This is a genomic window from Sneathiella sp. P13V-1 (assembly GCF_015143595.1).
In the GTDB taxonomy this organism is placed as follows: Bacteria; Pseudomonadota; Alphaproteobacteria; order Sneathiellales; family Sneathiellaceae; genus Sneathiella.
Genome location: NZ_WYEU01000002.1, coordinates 1,043,901 through 1,059,804, shown reverse-complemented (window position 1 = coordinate 1,059,804; position 15,904 = coordinate 1,043,901). Strand labels below are relative to the sequence as shown.

Sequence of the window (15,904 nt, the reverse complement as noted above, 5' to 3'; positions counted from 1 at the left end):
ATGGCAGATCCAAGATTTTTTTCGAATTCGGGTCCCTATACTGTTGGCGAATTGGCTGAGTTTGTTGGCGCCGAAATAGCTGGTGCAGGTGAAACGAGTAAATCTGTTCAGGATGTCATGCCTCTTGATAAAGCCCAGAAAGATCATTTGAGTTTTCTGAGCAATCCAAAATATGCCGATGAATTTCGAAATTCCTCTGCTGGTGTTTGTATCGTATCAGACCAATTTACTGACGTCGTGCCAGATGGAATGACGCTGTTGCTTGCCAAAGACCCCTACAAGGCCTACGCAAAGATTTCAGCTCATTTTTATCCGCAAGAAATCTCAAAAGGGGTTGTTCATCCTACAGCGTTTATCTCTGATACTGCAATTTTGGGTGAAAATGTTTCTGTAGGTGCTTATTCGGTTGTTGAAGACGGTGTCAAAGTTGGCTCCGGGACAATCATTGGCTCTCATTGTGTTATTGAAAGCAATTCCACACTGGGTGAGAATTGCCTTATTCATGCACAAGTAACCCTCAAAATGTGCGATATTGGGGATCAAGTAACCCTCCATTCTGGAGTTCGTATTGGTTGTGATGGTTTTGGTTTTGCGCCAGATCCAGCCGGGCACATCAAAATCCCACAGCTAGGCCGTGTGATCATTGGAAATTCCGTTGAGATTGGTGCAAATACCACAATTGATAGAGGGGCAGGACCCGATACGGTTATCGGCGATGGTTGCTGGATCGATAATTTATGTCAGATTGGACATAATGTGAAAATGGGCCGAGGTTGTATACTGGCCGCCCAAACTGGTATTTCAGGTAGCAGTGTGCTTGAAGATTTTGTTGTCTTGGGTGGTCAAGTTGGTATGGCTGGCCATTTAACCGTTGGGATGGGGGCGACTGTCACTGCAAAATCAGGTGTAATATCAGATATTCCAGCAGGACAGGTCTATGCCGGATTTCCAGCACGCCCGCGAAAAGAATTTTTTAGATCAGTTGCCACCCTCGCGCAGTTGGCAAAGAGAAAAGGACCACGTAAATGAGCGAAAATGATGTTGTAGATGCTGTCGATATTCAACAGATTCTGGAACTCATTCCACACAGATATCCTCTGCTGCTGGTTGATCGTGTGGTTGATATTGTTCCGGATGTAAGTGCAACCGGCATCAAATGTGTGACAATGAACGAGCCTCAGTTCCAAGGGCATTTCCCGGGCCGTCCGATTATGCCTGGTGTTATGATCGTAGAAGCCATGGCTCAAACCTCTGCTGTGTTAGTTATCAAGACCCTTGGCGCTGAGAATGAGAAAAAGAACGTTCTATTTATGTCAATCGACAACGCAAAGTTCCGTGCAACGGTGACACCTGGTGATGTTATGCACATTAAAGTCACAAAAAAACAGCAGCGTGGACCGGTCTGGAAGTTTACTGGTATAGTGGAAGTTGAAGGCAAAAAAGTTGCTGAAGCTGACTTTGCCGCAATGATTACCGACTAGTTCTTTCACGGGTCGAAACCCGTTGAAACAAAGCGTGATTTGCTGCAATTCACTGGAATTGGTAGCAAGACTAAACGAATATTATTTAAGTTGGTAATTAAATGCCGAACATACATCAGACTGCCGTGATTGAAGACGGTGCCGATATTCATCCAAGTGCTGAAATCGGACCTTTTTGCGTTGTTGAGAGCGGCGCAACAATCCACGAAGGGGCAGTACTGAAATCACACGTTGCTGTCGCAGGCAAAACGACCATTGGTAAGGGGACCACCGTGTTTCCCTTCGCCTCTATTGGTCATGCGCCTCAGGACTTGAAATTCCATGGGGAAGATAGTGAAGTGATCATTGGCGAGCGTTGTGTTATTCGCGAACATGTCACTATCAACCCTGGTACCGAAGGTGGTGGATGCCTCTCTAAAGTGGGGAATGATTGTCTGATCATGATTGGGGCGCATGTGGCCCATGATTGCCTTGTGGGTGACAATGTAATCCTTGTAAACAATGCGACACTAGGTGGACATGTTATCGTAGAAGATTTTGCTATCATTGGTGGACTGTCAGCGGTTCATCAGTTTGTGCGAATTGGTGCTCATGCGATGATAGGCGGAGCATCTGGTGTGGAAACGGATATTATTCCATTTGGCTCAGCGACAGGGAACCGCGCTGTATTGGCTGGACTTAACCTGACTGGAATGAAACGCCGCAACTTCCCTCGTGAAGAGATCCATGCACTTCGCAATGGCTATAAACAGCTTTTTTCGCACGAAGGTACTTTTCAGGAGCGAACAGTAAAACTGCAACAGAATTTTCCTGAATCAGAAGTTGTTCGCCAGGTGGTCGATTTCATCAATGGGGAGTCCAAACGTGGCTTCTGCCAGCCGTCATAATCTCGGCCTAGATGAAAAAATTGGTATAATCGCAGGGCGAGGGGATCTTCCTCTGTCCCTGGCTTCATCGCTAGAGAAGCGTGGATTATCCTTTCATTTCCTCCTCGTTGAGGGGGAGGCGGATCCAAACAGGTATTCTGGTTTTCCGCACGATATTGTCCCCATCGCGAAGGTGGGAAAATTTCTCAAAGCACTTAAAAAAAGTGGCTGCACTGCTGTAACCCTTGCAGGCCCGGTCAGCAGACCAAATTTCAGCAAACTTATTCCAGATTTTGAAGGGGCCAAGCTAATCGCCCGCATTGGTGGCGCACTTAGTAAAGGGGATGATGGTCTGTTGTCTGCTGTGACCAACTATATTGAGGAAAAAGGATATCATGTGTTGGGTGCGCATGAACTTGAAGAAGAGCTGACCATTTCAAGCGGTCCGTTAAATGACATTATACCGTCCTCTGATCAGCTGGGTGACATTGAGAAGGGGAGTGTCATTTGCCGACAAATTGGTGCATTAGATATCGGGCAGGCGATCGTCATACGAAAAGGGTATGTCTTGGCAGTAGAGGCGGCAGAAGGTACTGAAAAGCTTCTTAATCGTTGTGAAGACCTTTCTTGGGAGAGCCAGGCAGGTGTGCTTGTCAAATTACCCAAACCGGGTCAGAACTTAAAAGCGGATATGCCAACTGTTGGACTGGATACATTGCAGCAAATGAAGTCTGCAAACTTGTCTGGCCTTGTCATTGAAGCCGGAAATACAATTATTCTGGACCGTGAAGAGTTTTTGAAGAAAGCAAATACTCTTGGTCTGTTTATATATGCCATTGAGGCAAGTGGCGATGTATGATCCAAAAAGGCTCAAGATTTTCCTCGTTGCTGGAGAGCCGTCAGGTGATTTGCTCGCAAGCCGTCTCATGACGGGACTGATCGAATTGTTTGGTCAAGAAAATCTGGAATTTCATGGGGTAGGTGGCCCTCTCATGGAAGAGAAAGGACTTAAGAGCCTTTTTCCCATGGATGAATTGACCGTGATGGGTATTGCCGAGGTATTACCCCAACTTAAAAATCTTTTAAAACGGATCAAGCACACTGCATCACATGCGAACTCGGTTCAACCTGATGTATTTATAACTGTTGACGCTCCGGATTTTAGTTTCCGGGTAGCAAAGAAACTCAAAGATGCCAGTTTTCTGAAGGTTCATTATGTTGCCCCGTCCGTTTGGGCCTGGCGTCCAGGACGTGCCAAGAAAATAGCGGGGCTTTATGATCACCTTTTGACACTTTTGCCTTTTGAACCTCCCTATTTTGAGAAAGAAGGTCTTGCCGCTAGCTTTGTCGGCCATTCAATCATTGAAAGTGGGGCTGATAAGGGTAACCGGGACAAGTTCAGAAGAGCTCACGGGATAGGTGAAGATACCAAGCTCCTTATGATGCTGCCGGGTAGCCGTAAAGGGGAAGTTACGAGGCATTTGGACATTTTCACGGACAGTGTTCGCCATGTGATGCAAAATGTCAGGAACTTAAAATTGGTTATCCCTGTTATTGGCAAGACCAGACCGTTAGTAACCGAGTATTTTCAGAATACAGACCTTGAGCCATTGCTCGTCGAGGCAGCAGGCGAGAAATATGATGCGATGGCAGCATCGGACGCGGCTCTGGCGGCGTCTGGGACGGTGGGGCTAGAGCTGGCGATGGCCGGACTGCCATCAGTTATTGCTTACCGAATGCATCCTGTAACGTCTTATTTGGCCCGCAAATTGGTAAAACTGGATTATGTAAATCTGGTGAACATTCTGGAAGAGCAGGAAGTTGTGCCAGAGTTTTTGCTGGAAGACTGTACGGTTGAGAATTTGTCCCCTGCGATTAAAAAATTGCTGACAGACAACAATGCAGTAGAGCAGCAGCAAGCTGGCTACAACAGTGCCATGTCAAAGCTTCAAGGGAACGGGGAAGCACCTGGACTTCAGGCAGCCAGGATCGTTAAAGAGCTTATCTCAGGATAGGTAGAGAAGGACCGATAAGGTCAATATACCGGCAACCGGTAATCCATAGAAAAAGAATTTTTTTAGTCGATATGAAAGCGGTGGATGATTGTCATTCACCGCTTTCAAAATGATTTTGCGCGAGCGTTTTTCGCCTTCAGCCGGTTTGGCTGAAGGCATTTGGTTCTCTATGGAAACGCGCGCCCGCATAAAGTCTCTTAGCGCTTGTCGAGTGGAACAAATGGGCGTTCCGCAGGACCTGTGTATAGCTGACGAGGACGACCGATCTTACGTGCAGGATCTTCCATCATTTCATTCCACTGCGCAACCCAGCCAACTGTACGGGCAAGGGCAAACAGCACTGTGAACATGCTTGTTGGGAAGCCAAGTGCTTTCAGGATAATGCCTGAGTAGAAGTCCACATTCGGGAACAGTTTCTTCTCAACAAAGTATGGATCTTCAAGCGCAATGCGTTCCAGTTCCATCGCCAGTTTCAGCATTGGCTCATCTTGCATGTTCAGTTCTTCCAGAACTTCATAGCAAGTTTCCTGCATCACTTTCGCGCGCGGATCGTAATTCTTGTAAACACGGTGACCAAAGCCCATCAGACGGAACGGATCGTTCTTGTCTTTAGCTTTGTTGATGTATTCCTGAACATTGTCGACAGAACCAATTTCGTCCAGCATTTCAAGAACAGCTTCGTTGGCACCACCATGGGCAGGGCCCCACAGACAAGCGATACCAGCGGCAATACATGCAAATGGGTTCGCACCGGAAGAGCCGGCAAGACGTACTGTAGATGTTGACGCGTTTTGCTCGTGGTCAGCATGCAGCGTGAAAATACGATCCATGGCACGGGAAATAACCGGTGACATTTTGTATTCTTCTGCAGGAACGCTGAATGTCATGTGCAGGAAGTTTTCTGCGTATGACAGATCGTTACGTGGGTAGATGAAAGGCTGACCAACGGAGTATTTATATGCCATCGCAGCAATAGTTGGCATTTTCGCGATCAGACGATGACTTGCAATCATACGCTGACGTGGATCATTGATATCTGTGCTGTCGTGATAGAAGGCAGACAGAGCACCTACAACACCAACCATAATGGCCATTGGGTGGGCGTCACGACGGAAACCGCTGAAAAATTTAGTCAGCTGCTCGTGAAGCATGGTGTGGTAAGTGATGCTTGTTGTGAAATCTTCTTTCTGCTGTGCGTTTGGCAATTCACCTTTCAGTAGAAGATAGCAAACTTCCATAAAGTCGCTTTGAGATGCCAGTTCTTCGATCTTGTAACCGCGGTGCATTAACACGCCTTCATCACCGTCGATATAGGTAATTGCTGAGTCACAGGAAGCAGTAGAAGTAAAGCCAGGATCGTATGTGAAATGACCAGTCTGGGCGTAAAGTTTACGGATATCGATCACTTTTGGCCCAACTGAACCTTCGATCATCGGAAGTTCTGTTACTTGACCATTTTCGTCGAGCTGGACGTTGCCATTTACCTTAGAGCCACTCATATATTCTTTCCCTTTTATTTTGAAGCTGGCCCAGAAATGGTCAGCTTCAACGTTTTAAAACCCTGCAAGGAGAGGGTTTGCAAATTAATCGTCATTTGACGAGATGGTGAGAGATTGTCCCACCTAAAAAACACTATTCGGCGGTATCGCGGATACGGCCGATGGATTCTGTTTTACCCAGTACTTCCAGCACATCAAAAATGCCTGGAGATACTGTTGTGCCTGTCAGGGCAGCGCGAAGTGGTTGCGCAATCTTGCCAAGTTTGAGATCTTCGGCCTCTGCCGTTTCCCGAACTGCGGCTTCAATTGTGTCCTTGTTCCACTCTGCAAGGGTATCCAATCTGTCAGCTAATTTTTGCAAAAGTGTTACGGAGTCATCTGACAGAAGATTTTTTGCCTTGTCATCCATCGCCAGTGGTCGTTTGGCGACGAGAAAACGGGCACTTTCCGCTAGGGATATTACTGATTTTGCTCGCTCTTTCAAGCCGTACATAGCTTTTTCAATCAAAGTCGCGTCATCTTGTCCCAGCTCAAGCCCGGTTTCCTTGGACAAAAGTGGTAAAATAAGGCTGGTCAAATAGGCGTCATCAGCCCCGCGGATGTAGGTTCCGTTAAGGCTTTCCAGCTTATCAAAGTCGAAACGGGCAGCAGATTTACCGATATTTTCGAGGTTAAACCATTCAATAGCCTGTTCCGTGGAAATAATCTCATCATCTCCATGAGACCAGCCTAGACGAAGTAAATAGTTTCGCATGGCTTCCGGCAGATAGCCCATGTCGCGATAGGCTTCTACACCCAAAGCACCGTGACGTTTGGAGAGCTTTGCACCATCTGGCCCATGAATGAGGGGGATATGGCACATGCGCGGGGCATCCCAACCCAATGCTTCATATACTTGAAGCTGGCGTGCTGCATTTGTCAGGTGGTCGTCTCCGCGGATAATGTCCGTGACACCCATATCGTGGTCATCCACAATCACTGACAGCATGTAAGTTGGTGTGCCATCTGCACGCAGGATAATAAAGTCGTCTAACTGCTCGTTTTTAATTGTCACATCACCCTGAACAGCGTCTTTGATAACAGTTGCGCCTTCGTTAGGGGATTTAAAGCGGATCACCGGATCAACACCTTCTGGAGCTTCAGATGGATCACGGTCACGCCAACGTCCATCATAACCGGGTGCACGCTTTTCTTCACGCGCTTTGGCGCGCATTTCTTCCAGCTCTTCTTTGGAAGCGTAGCATCTATAGGCTTTGCCTTCTGCCAGAAGCTGGTCTGCAATTTCCTTGTGACGGTCGCGACGGGAGAACTGGTAAACCGGCTCACCATCCCAATCAAGGCCCATCCATTCCAAACCGTTTAGAATTGCTTCGATTGCCTCATCCGTGGAGCGCTCGCGATCAGTATCCTCAATGCGAAGCAAAAATTTGCCGTTGTGGCGTTTTGCATACAGCCAGTTAAAGAGCGCAGTTCTTGCACCGCCAATATGCAGAAAACCGGTAGGAGAGGGAGCAAATCGAGTTACGACAGACATGGCAATTTTCTTTGCAAGAAATTCAATTAATGGTTTAATTCCGGAGACATCTTTCAGTCGACGGCAGTTGTACTCTATTGGGGCCTGTTTAGGCAAGTCAGCGATAGAAACTTTGGGGGGAGTAATTGCCAGCACTGTTTTCTACATTTGCGTCGCTTCTTTATGCGGATCGTGCACGATGGGTGCTTTGGGCGCCTGTTTTTTTCGCTGGCGGCATCGCGCTTTATTTCACGTTACCTTTTGAACTCGAGGCCACGTGGATGGCCCTGTTGCCTGTCAGTATTGCCGTTTACCTCACCGCTCGATATCGCGATCTGCAGTTACTCTCGCTGCTTATGTTAATGTTTGTGCTCTTCGTGGGGGGAATATCGGCCGCAAAACTGCGACAAACGAGCGTTTCGGCACCCGTTTTGGATAAGCGAACTTTTGTAGAAATGACAGCGGTGGTCTCATCAATTTCAGCCAGTCACAAAGGACGTAAGGTCGTACTTGAGAATATTGGTTTTCAGAAAGATGGTTTTATCGGTCCTTCAAAAGTTAGGCTTTCATACCGATTGAAAGGTAAATCTCCCAAACCCGGTGACAGGGTGAAGCTATCCGCTTTTTTGTCGCCACCGCCCTTACCAGCCTATCCGGGGGGATTTGATTTTCAGCGTCAGTTATATTTCCAAGGCATTGGTGCCGTCGGCTTTGTAACGAAACTAGAAATTCTTGAGAATCAAAACAAGGTTTTTGCCAGCCTATTAGAAGACTGGCGTTTTTCAATTGGCAGGGCGGTGGAGGAAAATTCGGCTGAAGATGTTAAGGGATTTTTGCTCGCTATTACCACTGGGGAGCGGAATGGCCTCGACAAACAAACTCTGGAAGATATGAGGGGCTCCGGTTTGGCGCACCTGATTGCCATTTCGGGTCTACATATGGGAATGGTTGGCGGGCTTATCTTCTTTGTTCTTCGTTTCGCCGGGGCATTGATCCCAAGGATCGCTTTGACGCTTCCCCTTAAGAAAATTGCAGCAAGCGTGGCAATCATCGGATTGGTTTCGTATTTGGCCTTAAGTGGGATGTCGATATCGGCTTTTCGGGCTTTCGTGATGATTTCTTTAGTGTTTCTGGCCATCTGTTTTGATCGCACGGCATTATCCTACAGAAATTTAGCGATTGCTGCGATGGTTGTTCTATTGTTTAAGCCGGAAAGCTTGTTGGGGGCGAGCTTCCAGATGTCATTTTCTGCCGTATTTTGTCTGATTGCCATATATCAAGAGTTTGGCCAGAAGTTCTTGATCCGAGGACAAGATAAAGGCCTTCTAACGCGATTTTTTTATTACCTCATCGGGGTTCTTGCCACCTCGGTTATAGCCTCATTGGCAACGGCCCCGTTCGCGATCTATCATTTTGGGCAAGTGGCGACCTTGGGTGTTGTAGCAAATATGATAGCGGTGCCCGTGATGGGTTTTTGGGTTATGCCATGGGTACTCATTTCCCTGCTTCTTTATCCCATAGGATTGATGGATTATCCCTTGTCGCTGGCAGGAGCTGGTGTTGAACATATTCAAGCGATCGCAAAGTGGGCAGCGAATTTCGACTTTTCAACATTGGTTATTGGCAGTTTTTCAGACATCACTTTGGTTGCACTTGTTTTATCAGTGTTGTGGTTCGCCGTATGGCGCAGCTGGATTAGGTATGCCGCGATTATCGGGATTGTAATTGGTGTCGCCGCTCAAGCAGGATATCAGAAGCCTGACCTTCTCGTGTCCAATAGCGGTAATACAGTCATGGTGGTATCGGAAAACGAATTACTGGTAAGCAATATAAAAACAGACAAATTCGACCGTGAGAAATGGAAGGTTTATTTAGGACGTGATGTTAAACCACAGCAATTTGCCAGTAATCCGGATCATGAAATGAAATGTGATCCTGTGGGGTGTGTTTTTAGCGTGAAAGGATCGCAGATTGCTGTTTCCTACAATCCATATTCATACACATTGGATTGTGCGCATTCTGATATACTGATTAGCAATGCCCCTATAGGGGGAGAGTGTGAAAATCCCGATTACATCATCGATCGTTTTGACATGTGGAGAAATGGAGCACATGCCCTTTATATCAATGACAAAGAGCATGTGATTATAGAAACGGTAAATGGGGTGAGAGGGCATCGCCCTTGGGTGCCTCAGAAACCTTGATATCTCAATACTGTCGGAAAAGACCGACCAGCTTTCCTTGGACCTTCACCCGATCAGGGCCAAAAATCCGAGTTTCATATTCTGGATTTTCGGCCTCAAGCGCCACGGTATTTCCTTTACGGTGCAGGCGTTTAAGCGTCACTTCTTCATTATCAATCAACGCAACAACAATGGCGCCATTTTCAGCTGTGTTGCAGTCACGTATGACAACGGTGTCACCATCATGGATGCCCGCATTGATCATGGAGTCACCCGCAACTTCGAGGCAGTAATGTTTACCGCCATCCAACATGGATTGAGGCACATCTACAAAGCTGTCAGGATCCGTCACTGCTTCGATAGCAAGACCTGCGGCAATTCGGCCATAAAGCGGCAAATTAACAATGCCGTTGTCAGCACTGCTGTTATCACCGCTACGATTGCCAAATTCGGCCTGAACCACATTTTCCTTGGGCGATCCGGTGCTTGGCTTGGTGTTTCTGTTTTTCAAACCTTCGGGCAGAACTGCATCGGGCAATTTTAGAACTTCCAAAGCACGCGCACGATGGGGAAGGCGGCGAATAAAGCCCCGTTCCGTCAATCCTGTAATCAGGCGGTGAATTCCAGACTTGGATTTCAAGTCTAATGCTTCCTTCATTTCATCAAAGGAAGGACAGACACCACGATCTTCAAGATAGTGGTGGATGAACATCAATAGCTCGTGTTGCTTTTTGGTTAGCATGGTGCCCCCGAAGAACAAAACCAAAACATCTTTAAATGTTCTACAAAAGTTCTCCGGTGAGGTCAAGCACCAATAGAATTGATCTTAATCGCTATACATCCGGGTAGGCAGCTTCCAGCATCAGAATTTCAACTTGTTGCCCTTTGTTCAAGGGATCCGCATGTGGGAGGCGCATAAGAAGACAATCGGCCTCTGACAGCGCAGAAAGTAAGGAGCTGTCTTGGTTGGAAAAAGTTTCAATCAGCGGAAGTCCGTCTTGATCGCCAACGATCTTGGCCCGCAAATAATCCTGACGTTGGTCATTTTGCTTTACATCATGAGACAGGATCGCAGGGATTGATTTTGGATCTCTTGGTGCGCGGCCCATCAGGATATCAAGGGCAGGGATCAGGAAGATATAGCTGCAAATCATGCTGGAGACCGGATTTCCAGGCATGCCCAGCATGGGTGTTCCTGCAAGATCTCCGAACATCAAGGGCTTACCCGGGCGCATGGCGATGCGCCAGAAATCAATCTGCAGGCCTTCTTTTCCTAAGACCGACTGAACAAGGTCATGGTCACCAACGGAAGCGCCGCCAAGTGTTACAAGCATGTCAGCTTTAGCCGCACCCTGAGCCATTTGACGAAGGCTATCTTCATTGTCTGCGGCAATGCCCAAGTCAATGGCTTCTCCGCCTGCCTGTTCGATCATGGCAGCAACAACCAGACTGTTTGTTGAAATAATCTGATTGGAACCAAGTGGCTCCCCGGGGCGCACGAGTTCATCACCTGTGGATAGCAAAGCGATCTGTGGTTTGCGATAAACAGCCACCCAGGGGATGTTCATGGCGGCCATAAGCCCGATATCCCGTGGGGTCAGTTTTTTACCTGCTTTTAGGGCAGGTTCCCCTTCACGGAAATCAATCCCTGCACGGCGTACATAACGCCCTTCATCAGCGCCTTCTTTAACGGTGACAATATCACCATCTCGATCAGTGTCTTCCTGAATGATGATGGTATCCGTTCCTTTTGGAAGCGGGGCACCTGTGAAAATTCGAACGGCTTCCCCTGTTCCGACGGACCCTTCAAAGCCATGCCCTGCAGCAGACTCGCCAATCACAGACAGCTTGGCAGGGATTACAGCAACATCAGATGCTTTGACTGCATAACCGTCCATTGCGGATAAGTCTGATGGGGGTTGTGTGCGGCGGGCGGTCACCGGTTCGGCGAGGATGCGTCCGGATGCCAGCTGGATAGAAACCGTTTCCGTGGAAACAGGTTTAATTGCAGAAAGAATGTTCTTTAAAGCTTCTTCTACTGAAATCATGTCGCCACGTAATGTCCTGATTTACCGCCACTTTTTTCCAACAGGCGTGTTGATGAAATCTCCATCCCGCGATCGACTGCTTTACACATATCGTAGATTGTCAAAGCCGCAATTGACGCGGCTGTGAGAGCCTCCATTTCGACACCCGTGCGCCCCTTCAGCTTACAGGTCGCGAAAATGTCGATGGCATTTTCATCTTCTTTTGTTTCAAACTCCACCGTCACATTGGTAAGGGCGAGAGGATGGCAAAGCGGGATAAGATCAGGTGTCTTTTTCGCAGCCATAATGCCGGCAAGGCGGGCGACACCTAGAACATCCCCTTTTTTGGCTTTACCGTCCAAGATCAGTTTTAAGGTCTCAGATTGCATAATGACGCGCGCGGTTGCGGTCGCGCTGCGTTCTGTGATGTCCTTATCACCCACATTGACCATATGGGCGGCACCTTTATCGTCAAAGTGAGTAAATTCACCCATGATCAGTCCTTTGTAAGCAACGTGCGAACGGCTTCGGCCACGTCATCCTGACGCATCAGGCTTTCACCAACGAGGAAACATCCACAGCCCGCTTTTTCCATACGTGCAAGATCTGCAGGTGTGTAGAGACCACTTTCGCTTACTGCGATACAATTCTCAGGAAGACCCGCGGACAGGGCCTCAGTTGTCGCGATGTCTACTTCCAGCGTTTTAAGGTTGCGGTTATTTACACCGATAAGCGGGCTTTTCAGTTTCTTCGCCCGCTCCAATTCTTCTGCGTCATGAACTTCGATCAGAACATCCATGCCCCAATCAAAGGCTGCGCTTTCAAGTTCAGCTGCCAATCCATCATCAAGTGCCGCCATAATCAGCAGAATACAGTCCGCGCCAAGGGCACGAGCTTCTGTTACCTGATAGGGATCAACCATAAAGTCTTTACGGAGCACGGGGAGGGACACAGCGGCACGAGCGGCAACCAGATACTCATCTGCCCCCTGAAAATAGGGAATGTCAGTGAGTACAGACAGGCAGGTTGCGCCGCCATCTTCATACGCTTTGGCAAGAAGTGGCGGGTTAAAATCTTCGCGGATCAACCCTTTAGAAGGGGAGGCTTTCTTTACCTCAGCGATCAGACCATAACGACCTTCCGAACGAGCTTGACGCAGGTTATTCAAAAAGCCGCGTGTTGGGCTTTGGACTTTGGCTGCTGTTTCAAGCTCAGACAGGCTTGTTTTCTTTTTGCAAGCTGCAACATGGACGCGTTTATCATCGCAAATTTTGGCAAGAATACTCATTAAATTCAGACACTCAGATTTGTAATTTCTTTAAGTTTTTCCATAGCCGCCAGCGCCTTACCGCTGTCGATGGATTGTGCGGCAAGGTCGATACCTTCTTTAACGCTGTTGCATTTACCACCCACAACAAGCGCAGCACCGGCATTCAACAAAGTTACATCCCGATAAGGTGATGCTTCACCCTTCAACAGGGCCATTAGTGCGGCGGCATTTTCGGCGGGTGTTCCGCCTTTAAGCTCATCAAGCGTAGCTCTCGGAAGGCCAACTTCTTCTGGCGTGATTTCAAATTCACGAATTTGCCCGTCCTTTAGCTCTGCAACTAGTGAAGGGCCTGTTGTGGTGAGTTCATCAAGACCATCTGATCCATGCATGATCCATACATGTTCTGATCCAAGGGCTTTCAATGTTTCCACCATGGGGATCATCCAACGTGGATCGTAGACACCCGTCAGTTGACGTTTTACTGCTGCAGGATTAGACATAACCCCTAACAGGTTGAAAATAGTACGAATTCCAAGTTCAACGCGAGTAGGCCCTACATGCCGCATCGCGCCGTGATGGCGATAAGCGACCATAAAGCCGATATTCGCCTCATGAACAGCTTTCTGCGTTAATGACAGGTCACATTCTGTGTTGATACCAAGCTCTGCCTGAACATCCGCAGTGCCAGATTTCGAGGATGCAGCTTTATTTCCATGTTTGGCTACGGGAACGCCGGCACCAGCAACCACGAAAGCGGCAGCTGTTGAAATGTTATAGGTGCCATGACCATCGCCACCGGTACCCACAAGGTCAATAGCCCCTTCAGGTGCGGTGATATACGTGGCTTTTTCGCGAAGGACGCTCACACCGCCAACCAGTTCATCGACAGTTTCACCACGAAGATGTAGCCCCATAAGGAAAGCACCCATCTGGGACGGTGTAGCATCACCAGACAGAATAATATTAAAGGCCTCTTTCGCTTCTTCCTCAGATAGAGTTCCTCCGGAGGCAATCTTAGCAATAAGGTTTTTAAAATTCGCGACACTCATGTTACGCGACTGCCTTTGTTGGCTCGTTTGTCAGATCCAGGAAATTCTGCAAAATGGCGTGTCCCTGTTCTGAGGCAATGCTCTCAGGGTGGAACTGAACACCGTGAATTGGATATTCTTTGTGACGTAGTCCCATGATGACGCCATCCAAAGTCTCGGCTGTAATTTCCAGGCTGTCAGGAAGGCTTTCCCGCTCGACAGTCAAAGAGTGATAGCGTGTCGCTGTGAAAGGAGAGGGAAGACCCGCAAAAACGCCTTTACCTTCATGGTGAATGTCAGAAGTCTTTCCGTGCATAAGCTCATCTGCGCGAATGACTTTACCGCCAAATGCCTGACCAATTGACTGATGTCCAAGGCAAACACCAAAAAGCGGAACACCCGTTGCGGCGGCTGATTTGACCATATCAAGGCAGATACCCGCTTTATCAGGCGAGCAAGGGCCCGGAGACAAGACAATCCCGGAGGGTTTTTCCCTTAAAACCTCATCAACGGAGACGACGTCATTCCGATAGACTTTAATGTCTGCGCCCAATTCGCCAAGAAAGTGAACCAGGTTGTATGTAAAACTGTCGTAGTTGTCTATTAATGTAATCATATCAATATCTTGAAAGGAATTCTACATGCGGTCATGTAAAATGTCACTTTCACCAGAAGGTGTTTCGCGAAAGTCTGTAGTTTGGCGTCTTTTGGGGGCGCGTCAACCCCTGAAATGCTCAAATTGACTTGATTTAATTCATATTCTTTAAACGTTCTGATTTTTACCATAATTGGTAGGCAAAAACATTGTGGCAAATCACAATTAATTCTGTTCCTTGTAGAATTGATGCCCTACAAAAGAGCATGAAATCATACCGGTGACGATCGATTTATGGCTAAAAAGAAGAAGACGCAGAATAAGGTGAAGCATGAAGAGGTGGAAAACCCATCATCTATCTGGGAGTCACCTACAAAAATTATCAGTTTTTGCGTCGCGGTACTCGTATTAAGCCTCGCCACAGGAATGTTAGTTGGTGGTATCCTTGATGATGAGGACGAAGACCGTCCCAAGACTGAAATTGCTGAGACTAAGGGGCCGTCCAATAAACCAGAGGCGTTAAGTGCGCCTGAGGTGCGATTTCCAGCTTATGAAGAAGGATTGCCTGTAGATCGCGCTGGTGTATCGCCAGAAGGAAAACGTGACCCTCTTTTCCCGCCTGCCGTCGAGGAAGAAAAAACATCGGTCGTAGCTACCCTCCCGCCGGAGGACCCAGAAGCAATTTCTAAGCCACCAAAAGTGAGCTCTTTAGATGGGCCAGCGTGGGAGAGATTTGCGGCCCAAAGTGAAGAGAGAAACGGGCGTCCCGCCATTGCCATTGTGATTGATGATGTTGGGCTTAATAAGGGACGTGTCATTGATCTGGCGAATTTACCAGCTCCGCTTACTTTCGCTTTTCTACCATATGGAAATGGTCTGCAAGAAAGTGCGGATCTATCCCGCAACAAAGGCCACGAGATTATGGTTCATATGCCAATGGAGCCGTCTCGGAAATCAGCGAACCCAGGCCCCAACGCGTTGCTCACGGAATTATCCCTAAAAGAGATTGAAGAACGTACCCGGAAAAACCTGGCTTCGTTTGACGGGTTTGTCGGTATCAATAACCATATGGGCAGCAAATTTACAGCCTACCGTGAAGGCATGCGGGTTGTCATGGATGTTGTCGCAGAAAAAGGTCTTTTGTTTCTGGATAGCCGGACAACTGCAAAGTCTACAGGATATCAGTTAGCGAAGGAGCGGGGCCTGCCAACTGCGAACAGAGATATTTTCCTGGATAACACCGCGGAAGTAGATGCTATCTTGAAGCAGCTTCAAAAAGTGGAGGAGGTGGCCCTTAAAAATGGACAGGCGATTGCTATCGGTCACCCTTACAAAGAAACTATCGAAGCCTTGAAAAAATGGATACCGGAGGCGCGGCGGAAAGGATTTGTCTTAATCCCTGTGACCGCCGCACTTGTGAAATAGAT

The 15,904-nt window shown here is 47.8% G+C and carries 15 protein-coding genes; 7 read left to right on the top strand and 8 right to left on the bottom strand.

Annotated features, from left to right (window positions below):
* From lpxD to lpxB, 5 genes are all read left to right on the top strand, one after another.
* Positions 1–1,029 (top strand): UDP-3-O-(3-hydroxymyristoyl)glucosamine N-acyltransferase, encoded by a 1,029-nt coding sequence (gene lpxD / locus GUA87_RS11985; RefSeq protein WP_193716786.1) that lies wholly within the window; start codon positions 1–3, stop codon positions 1,027–1,029.
* Positions 1,026–1,481, top strand: coding sequence for a 3-hydroxyacyl-ACP dehydratase FabZ (fabZ, locus tag GUA87_RS11980; RefSeq protein WP_193716785.1), 456 nt, complete (start codon positions 1,026–1,028; stop codon positions 1,479–1,481). Before lpxD ends, fabZ begins: the two co-directional genes overlap by 4 nt.
* Positions 1,482–1,582: 101 nt before the next feature.
* Positions 1,583–2,368: an acyl-ACP--UDP-N-acetylglucosamine O-acyltransferase gene (gene lpxA / locus GUA87_RS11975; RefSeq protein ID WP_193716784.1), complete on the top strand. Its 786-nt coding sequence runs from the start codon at positions 1,583–1,585 to the stop codon at positions 2,366–2,368.
* Positions 2,346–3,206 carry an LpxI family protein gene (locus GUA87_RS11970; protein ID WP_193716783.1) on the top strand — a complete coding sequence of 287 codons (861 nt, stop codon included), beginning with the start codon at positions 2,346–2,348 and terminating at the stop codon, positions 3,204–3,206. Before lpxA ends, GUA87_RS11970 begins: the two co-directional genes overlap by 23 nt.
* Positions 3,199–4,362, top strand: coding sequence for a lipid-A-disaccharide synthase (gene lpxB, locus GUA87_RS11965; protein WP_193716782.1), 1,164 nt, complete (start codon positions 3,199–3,201; stop codon positions 4,360–4,362). The genes GUA87_RS11970 and lpxB overlap by 8 nt, the downstream gene beginning before the upstream one ends.
* A 197-nt stretch (positions 4,363–4,559) precedes the next feature.
* On the opposite strand, the gene gltA is transcribed toward lpxB, so the two are convergent.
* Together gltA and gltX are read right to left on the bottom strand one after the other, a co-directional pair.
* The gene (gene gltA, locus GUA87_RS11960; protein ID WP_193716781.1) at positions 4,560–5,861 is read right to left on the bottom strand and encodes a citrate synthase; all 1,302 of its coding nucleotides are present in this window, start codon (positions 5,859–5,861) and stop codon (positions 4,560–4,562) included.
* A gap of 133 nt (positions 5,862–5,994) precedes the next feature.
* Entirely contained in the window at positions 5,995–7,395 is a 1,401-nt protein-coding gene (gltX, locus tag GUA87_RS11955; protein WP_193716780.1) for a glutamate--tRNA ligase, read from the bottom strand.
* Between the two features lie 125 nt (positions 7,396–7,520).
* On the opposite strand from gltX, the gene GUA87_RS11950 reads away from it, so the two are divergent.
* The gene (locus GUA87_RS11950; RefSeq protein WP_193716779.1) at positions 7,521–9,578 is read left to right on the top strand and encodes a ComEC/Rec2 family competence protein; all 2,058 of its coding nucleotides are present in this window, start codon (positions 7,521–7,523) and stop codon (positions 9,576–9,578) included.
* A gap of 4 nt (positions 9,579–9,582) precedes the next feature.
* Here GUA87_RS11950 and lexA read toward each other — a convergent pair whose 3' ends face one another.
* The 6 genes from lexA to GUA87_RS11920 form a co-directional block, all read right to left on the bottom strand.
* A complete protein-coding gene (lexA, locus tag GUA87_RS11945) occupies positions 9,583–10,299 on the bottom strand; it encodes a transcriptional repressor LexA (protein ID WP_193716778.1) in 717 nt (238 codons plus the stop codon).
* A 91-nt stretch (positions 10,300–10,390) separates the two neighbouring features.
* Positions 10,391–11,605, bottom strand: a complete 1,215-nt coding sequence (gene glp, locus GUA87_RS11940) for a gephyrin-like molybdotransferase Glp (protein ID WP_193716777.1) — start codon at positions 11,603–11,605, stop codon at positions 10,391–10,393.
* Positions 11,602–12,078 (bottom strand): cyclic pyranopterin monophosphate synthase MoaC, encoded by a 477-nt coding sequence (moaC, locus tag GUA87_RS11935; protein ID WP_193716776.1) that lies wholly within the window; start codon positions 12,076–12,078, stop codon positions 11,602–11,604. The genes glp and moaC overlap by 4 nt, the downstream gene beginning before the upstream one ends.
* 2 nt (positions 12,079–12,080) lie before the next feature.
* A complete protein-coding gene (gene trpC / locus GUA87_RS11930; RefSeq protein WP_193716775.1) occupies positions 12,081–12,872 on the bottom strand; it encodes an indole-3-glycerol phosphate synthase TrpC in 792 nt (263 codons plus the stop codon).
* 5 nt (positions 12,873–12,877) lie between these two features.
* Complete coding sequence (trpD, locus tag GUA87_RS11925; RefSeq protein WP_193716774.1) at positions 12,878–13,903, bottom strand: anthranilate phosphoribosyltransferase; 1,026 nt, start codon at positions 13,901–13,903, stop codon at positions 12,878–12,880.
* Position 13,904: 1 nt separating this feature from the next.
* Positions 13,905–14,498, bottom strand: a complete 594-nt coding sequence (locus GUA87_RS11920; RefSeq protein WP_193716773.1) for an anthranilate synthase component II — start codon at positions 14,496–14,498, stop codon at positions 13,905–13,907.
* Positions 14,499–14,771: 273 nt separating this feature from the next.
* On the opposite strand from GUA87_RS11920, the gene GUA87_RS11915 reads away from it, so the two are divergent.
* Positions 14,772–15,902 (top strand): divergent polysaccharide deacetylase family protein, encoded by a 1,131-nt coding sequence (locus GUA87_RS11915; RefSeq protein ID WP_193716772.1) that lies wholly within the window; start codon positions 14,772–14,774, stop codon positions 15,900–15,902.
* Positions 15,903–15,904 lie beyond the last annotated feature (2 nt).

What these genes read in the sequence shown, in the direction of transcription:
- lpxD (WP_193716786.1), top strand. Translation starts at nt 1, where the DNA reads ATGGCAGATCCAAGATTTTTTTCGAATTCGGGTCCCTATACTGTTGGC.
- fabZ (WP_193716785.1), top strand. Translation starts at nt 1,026, where the DNA reads ATGAGCGAAAATGATGTTGTAGATGCTGTCGATATTCAACAGATTCTG.
- lpxA (WP_193716784.1), top strand. Translation starts at nt 1,583, where the DNA reads ATGCCGAACATACATCAGACTGCCGTGATTGAAGACGGTGCCGATATT.
- lpxB (WP_193716782.1), top strand. Translation starts at nt 3,199, where the DNA reads ATGTATGATCCAAAAAGGCTCAAGATTTTCCTCGTTGCTGGAGAGCCG.
- gltA (WP_193716781.1), bottom strand. Translation starts at nt 5,861, where the DNA reads ATGAGTGGCTCTAAGGTAAATGGCAACGTCCAGCTCGACGAAAATGGT.
- gltX (WP_193716780.1), bottom strand. Translation starts at nt 7,395, where the DNA reads ATGTCTGTCGTAACTCGATTTGCTCCCTCTCCTACCGGTTTTCTGCAT.
- lexA (WP_193716778.1), bottom strand. Translation starts at nt 10,299, where the DNA reads ATGCTAACCAAAAAGCAACACGAGCTATTGATGTTCATCCACCACTAT.
- glp (WP_193716777.1), bottom strand. Translation starts at nt 11,605, where the DNA reads ATGATTTCAGTAGAAGAAGCTTTAAAGAACATTCTTTCTGCAATTAAA.
- moaC (WP_193716776.1), bottom strand. Translation starts at nt 12,078, where the DNA reads ATGGGTGAATTTACTCACTTTGACGATAAAGGTGCCGCCCATATGGTC.
- trpC (WP_193716775.1), bottom strand. Translation starts at nt 12,872, where the DNA reads ATGAGTATTCTTGCCAAAATTTGCGATGATAAACGCGTCCATGTTGCA.
- trpD (WP_193716774.1), bottom strand. Translation starts at nt 13,903, where the DNA reads ATGAGTGTCGCGAATTTTAAAAACCTTATTGCTAAGATTGCCTCCGGA.
- GUA87_RS11920 (WP_193716773.1), bottom strand. Translation starts at nt 14,498, where the DNA reads ATGATTACATTAATAGACAACTACGACAGTTTTACATACAACCTGGTT.
- GUA87_RS11915 (WP_193716772.1), top strand. Translation starts at nt 14,772, where the DNA reads ATGGCTAAAAAGAAGAAGACGCAGAATAAGGTGAAGCATGAAGAGGTG.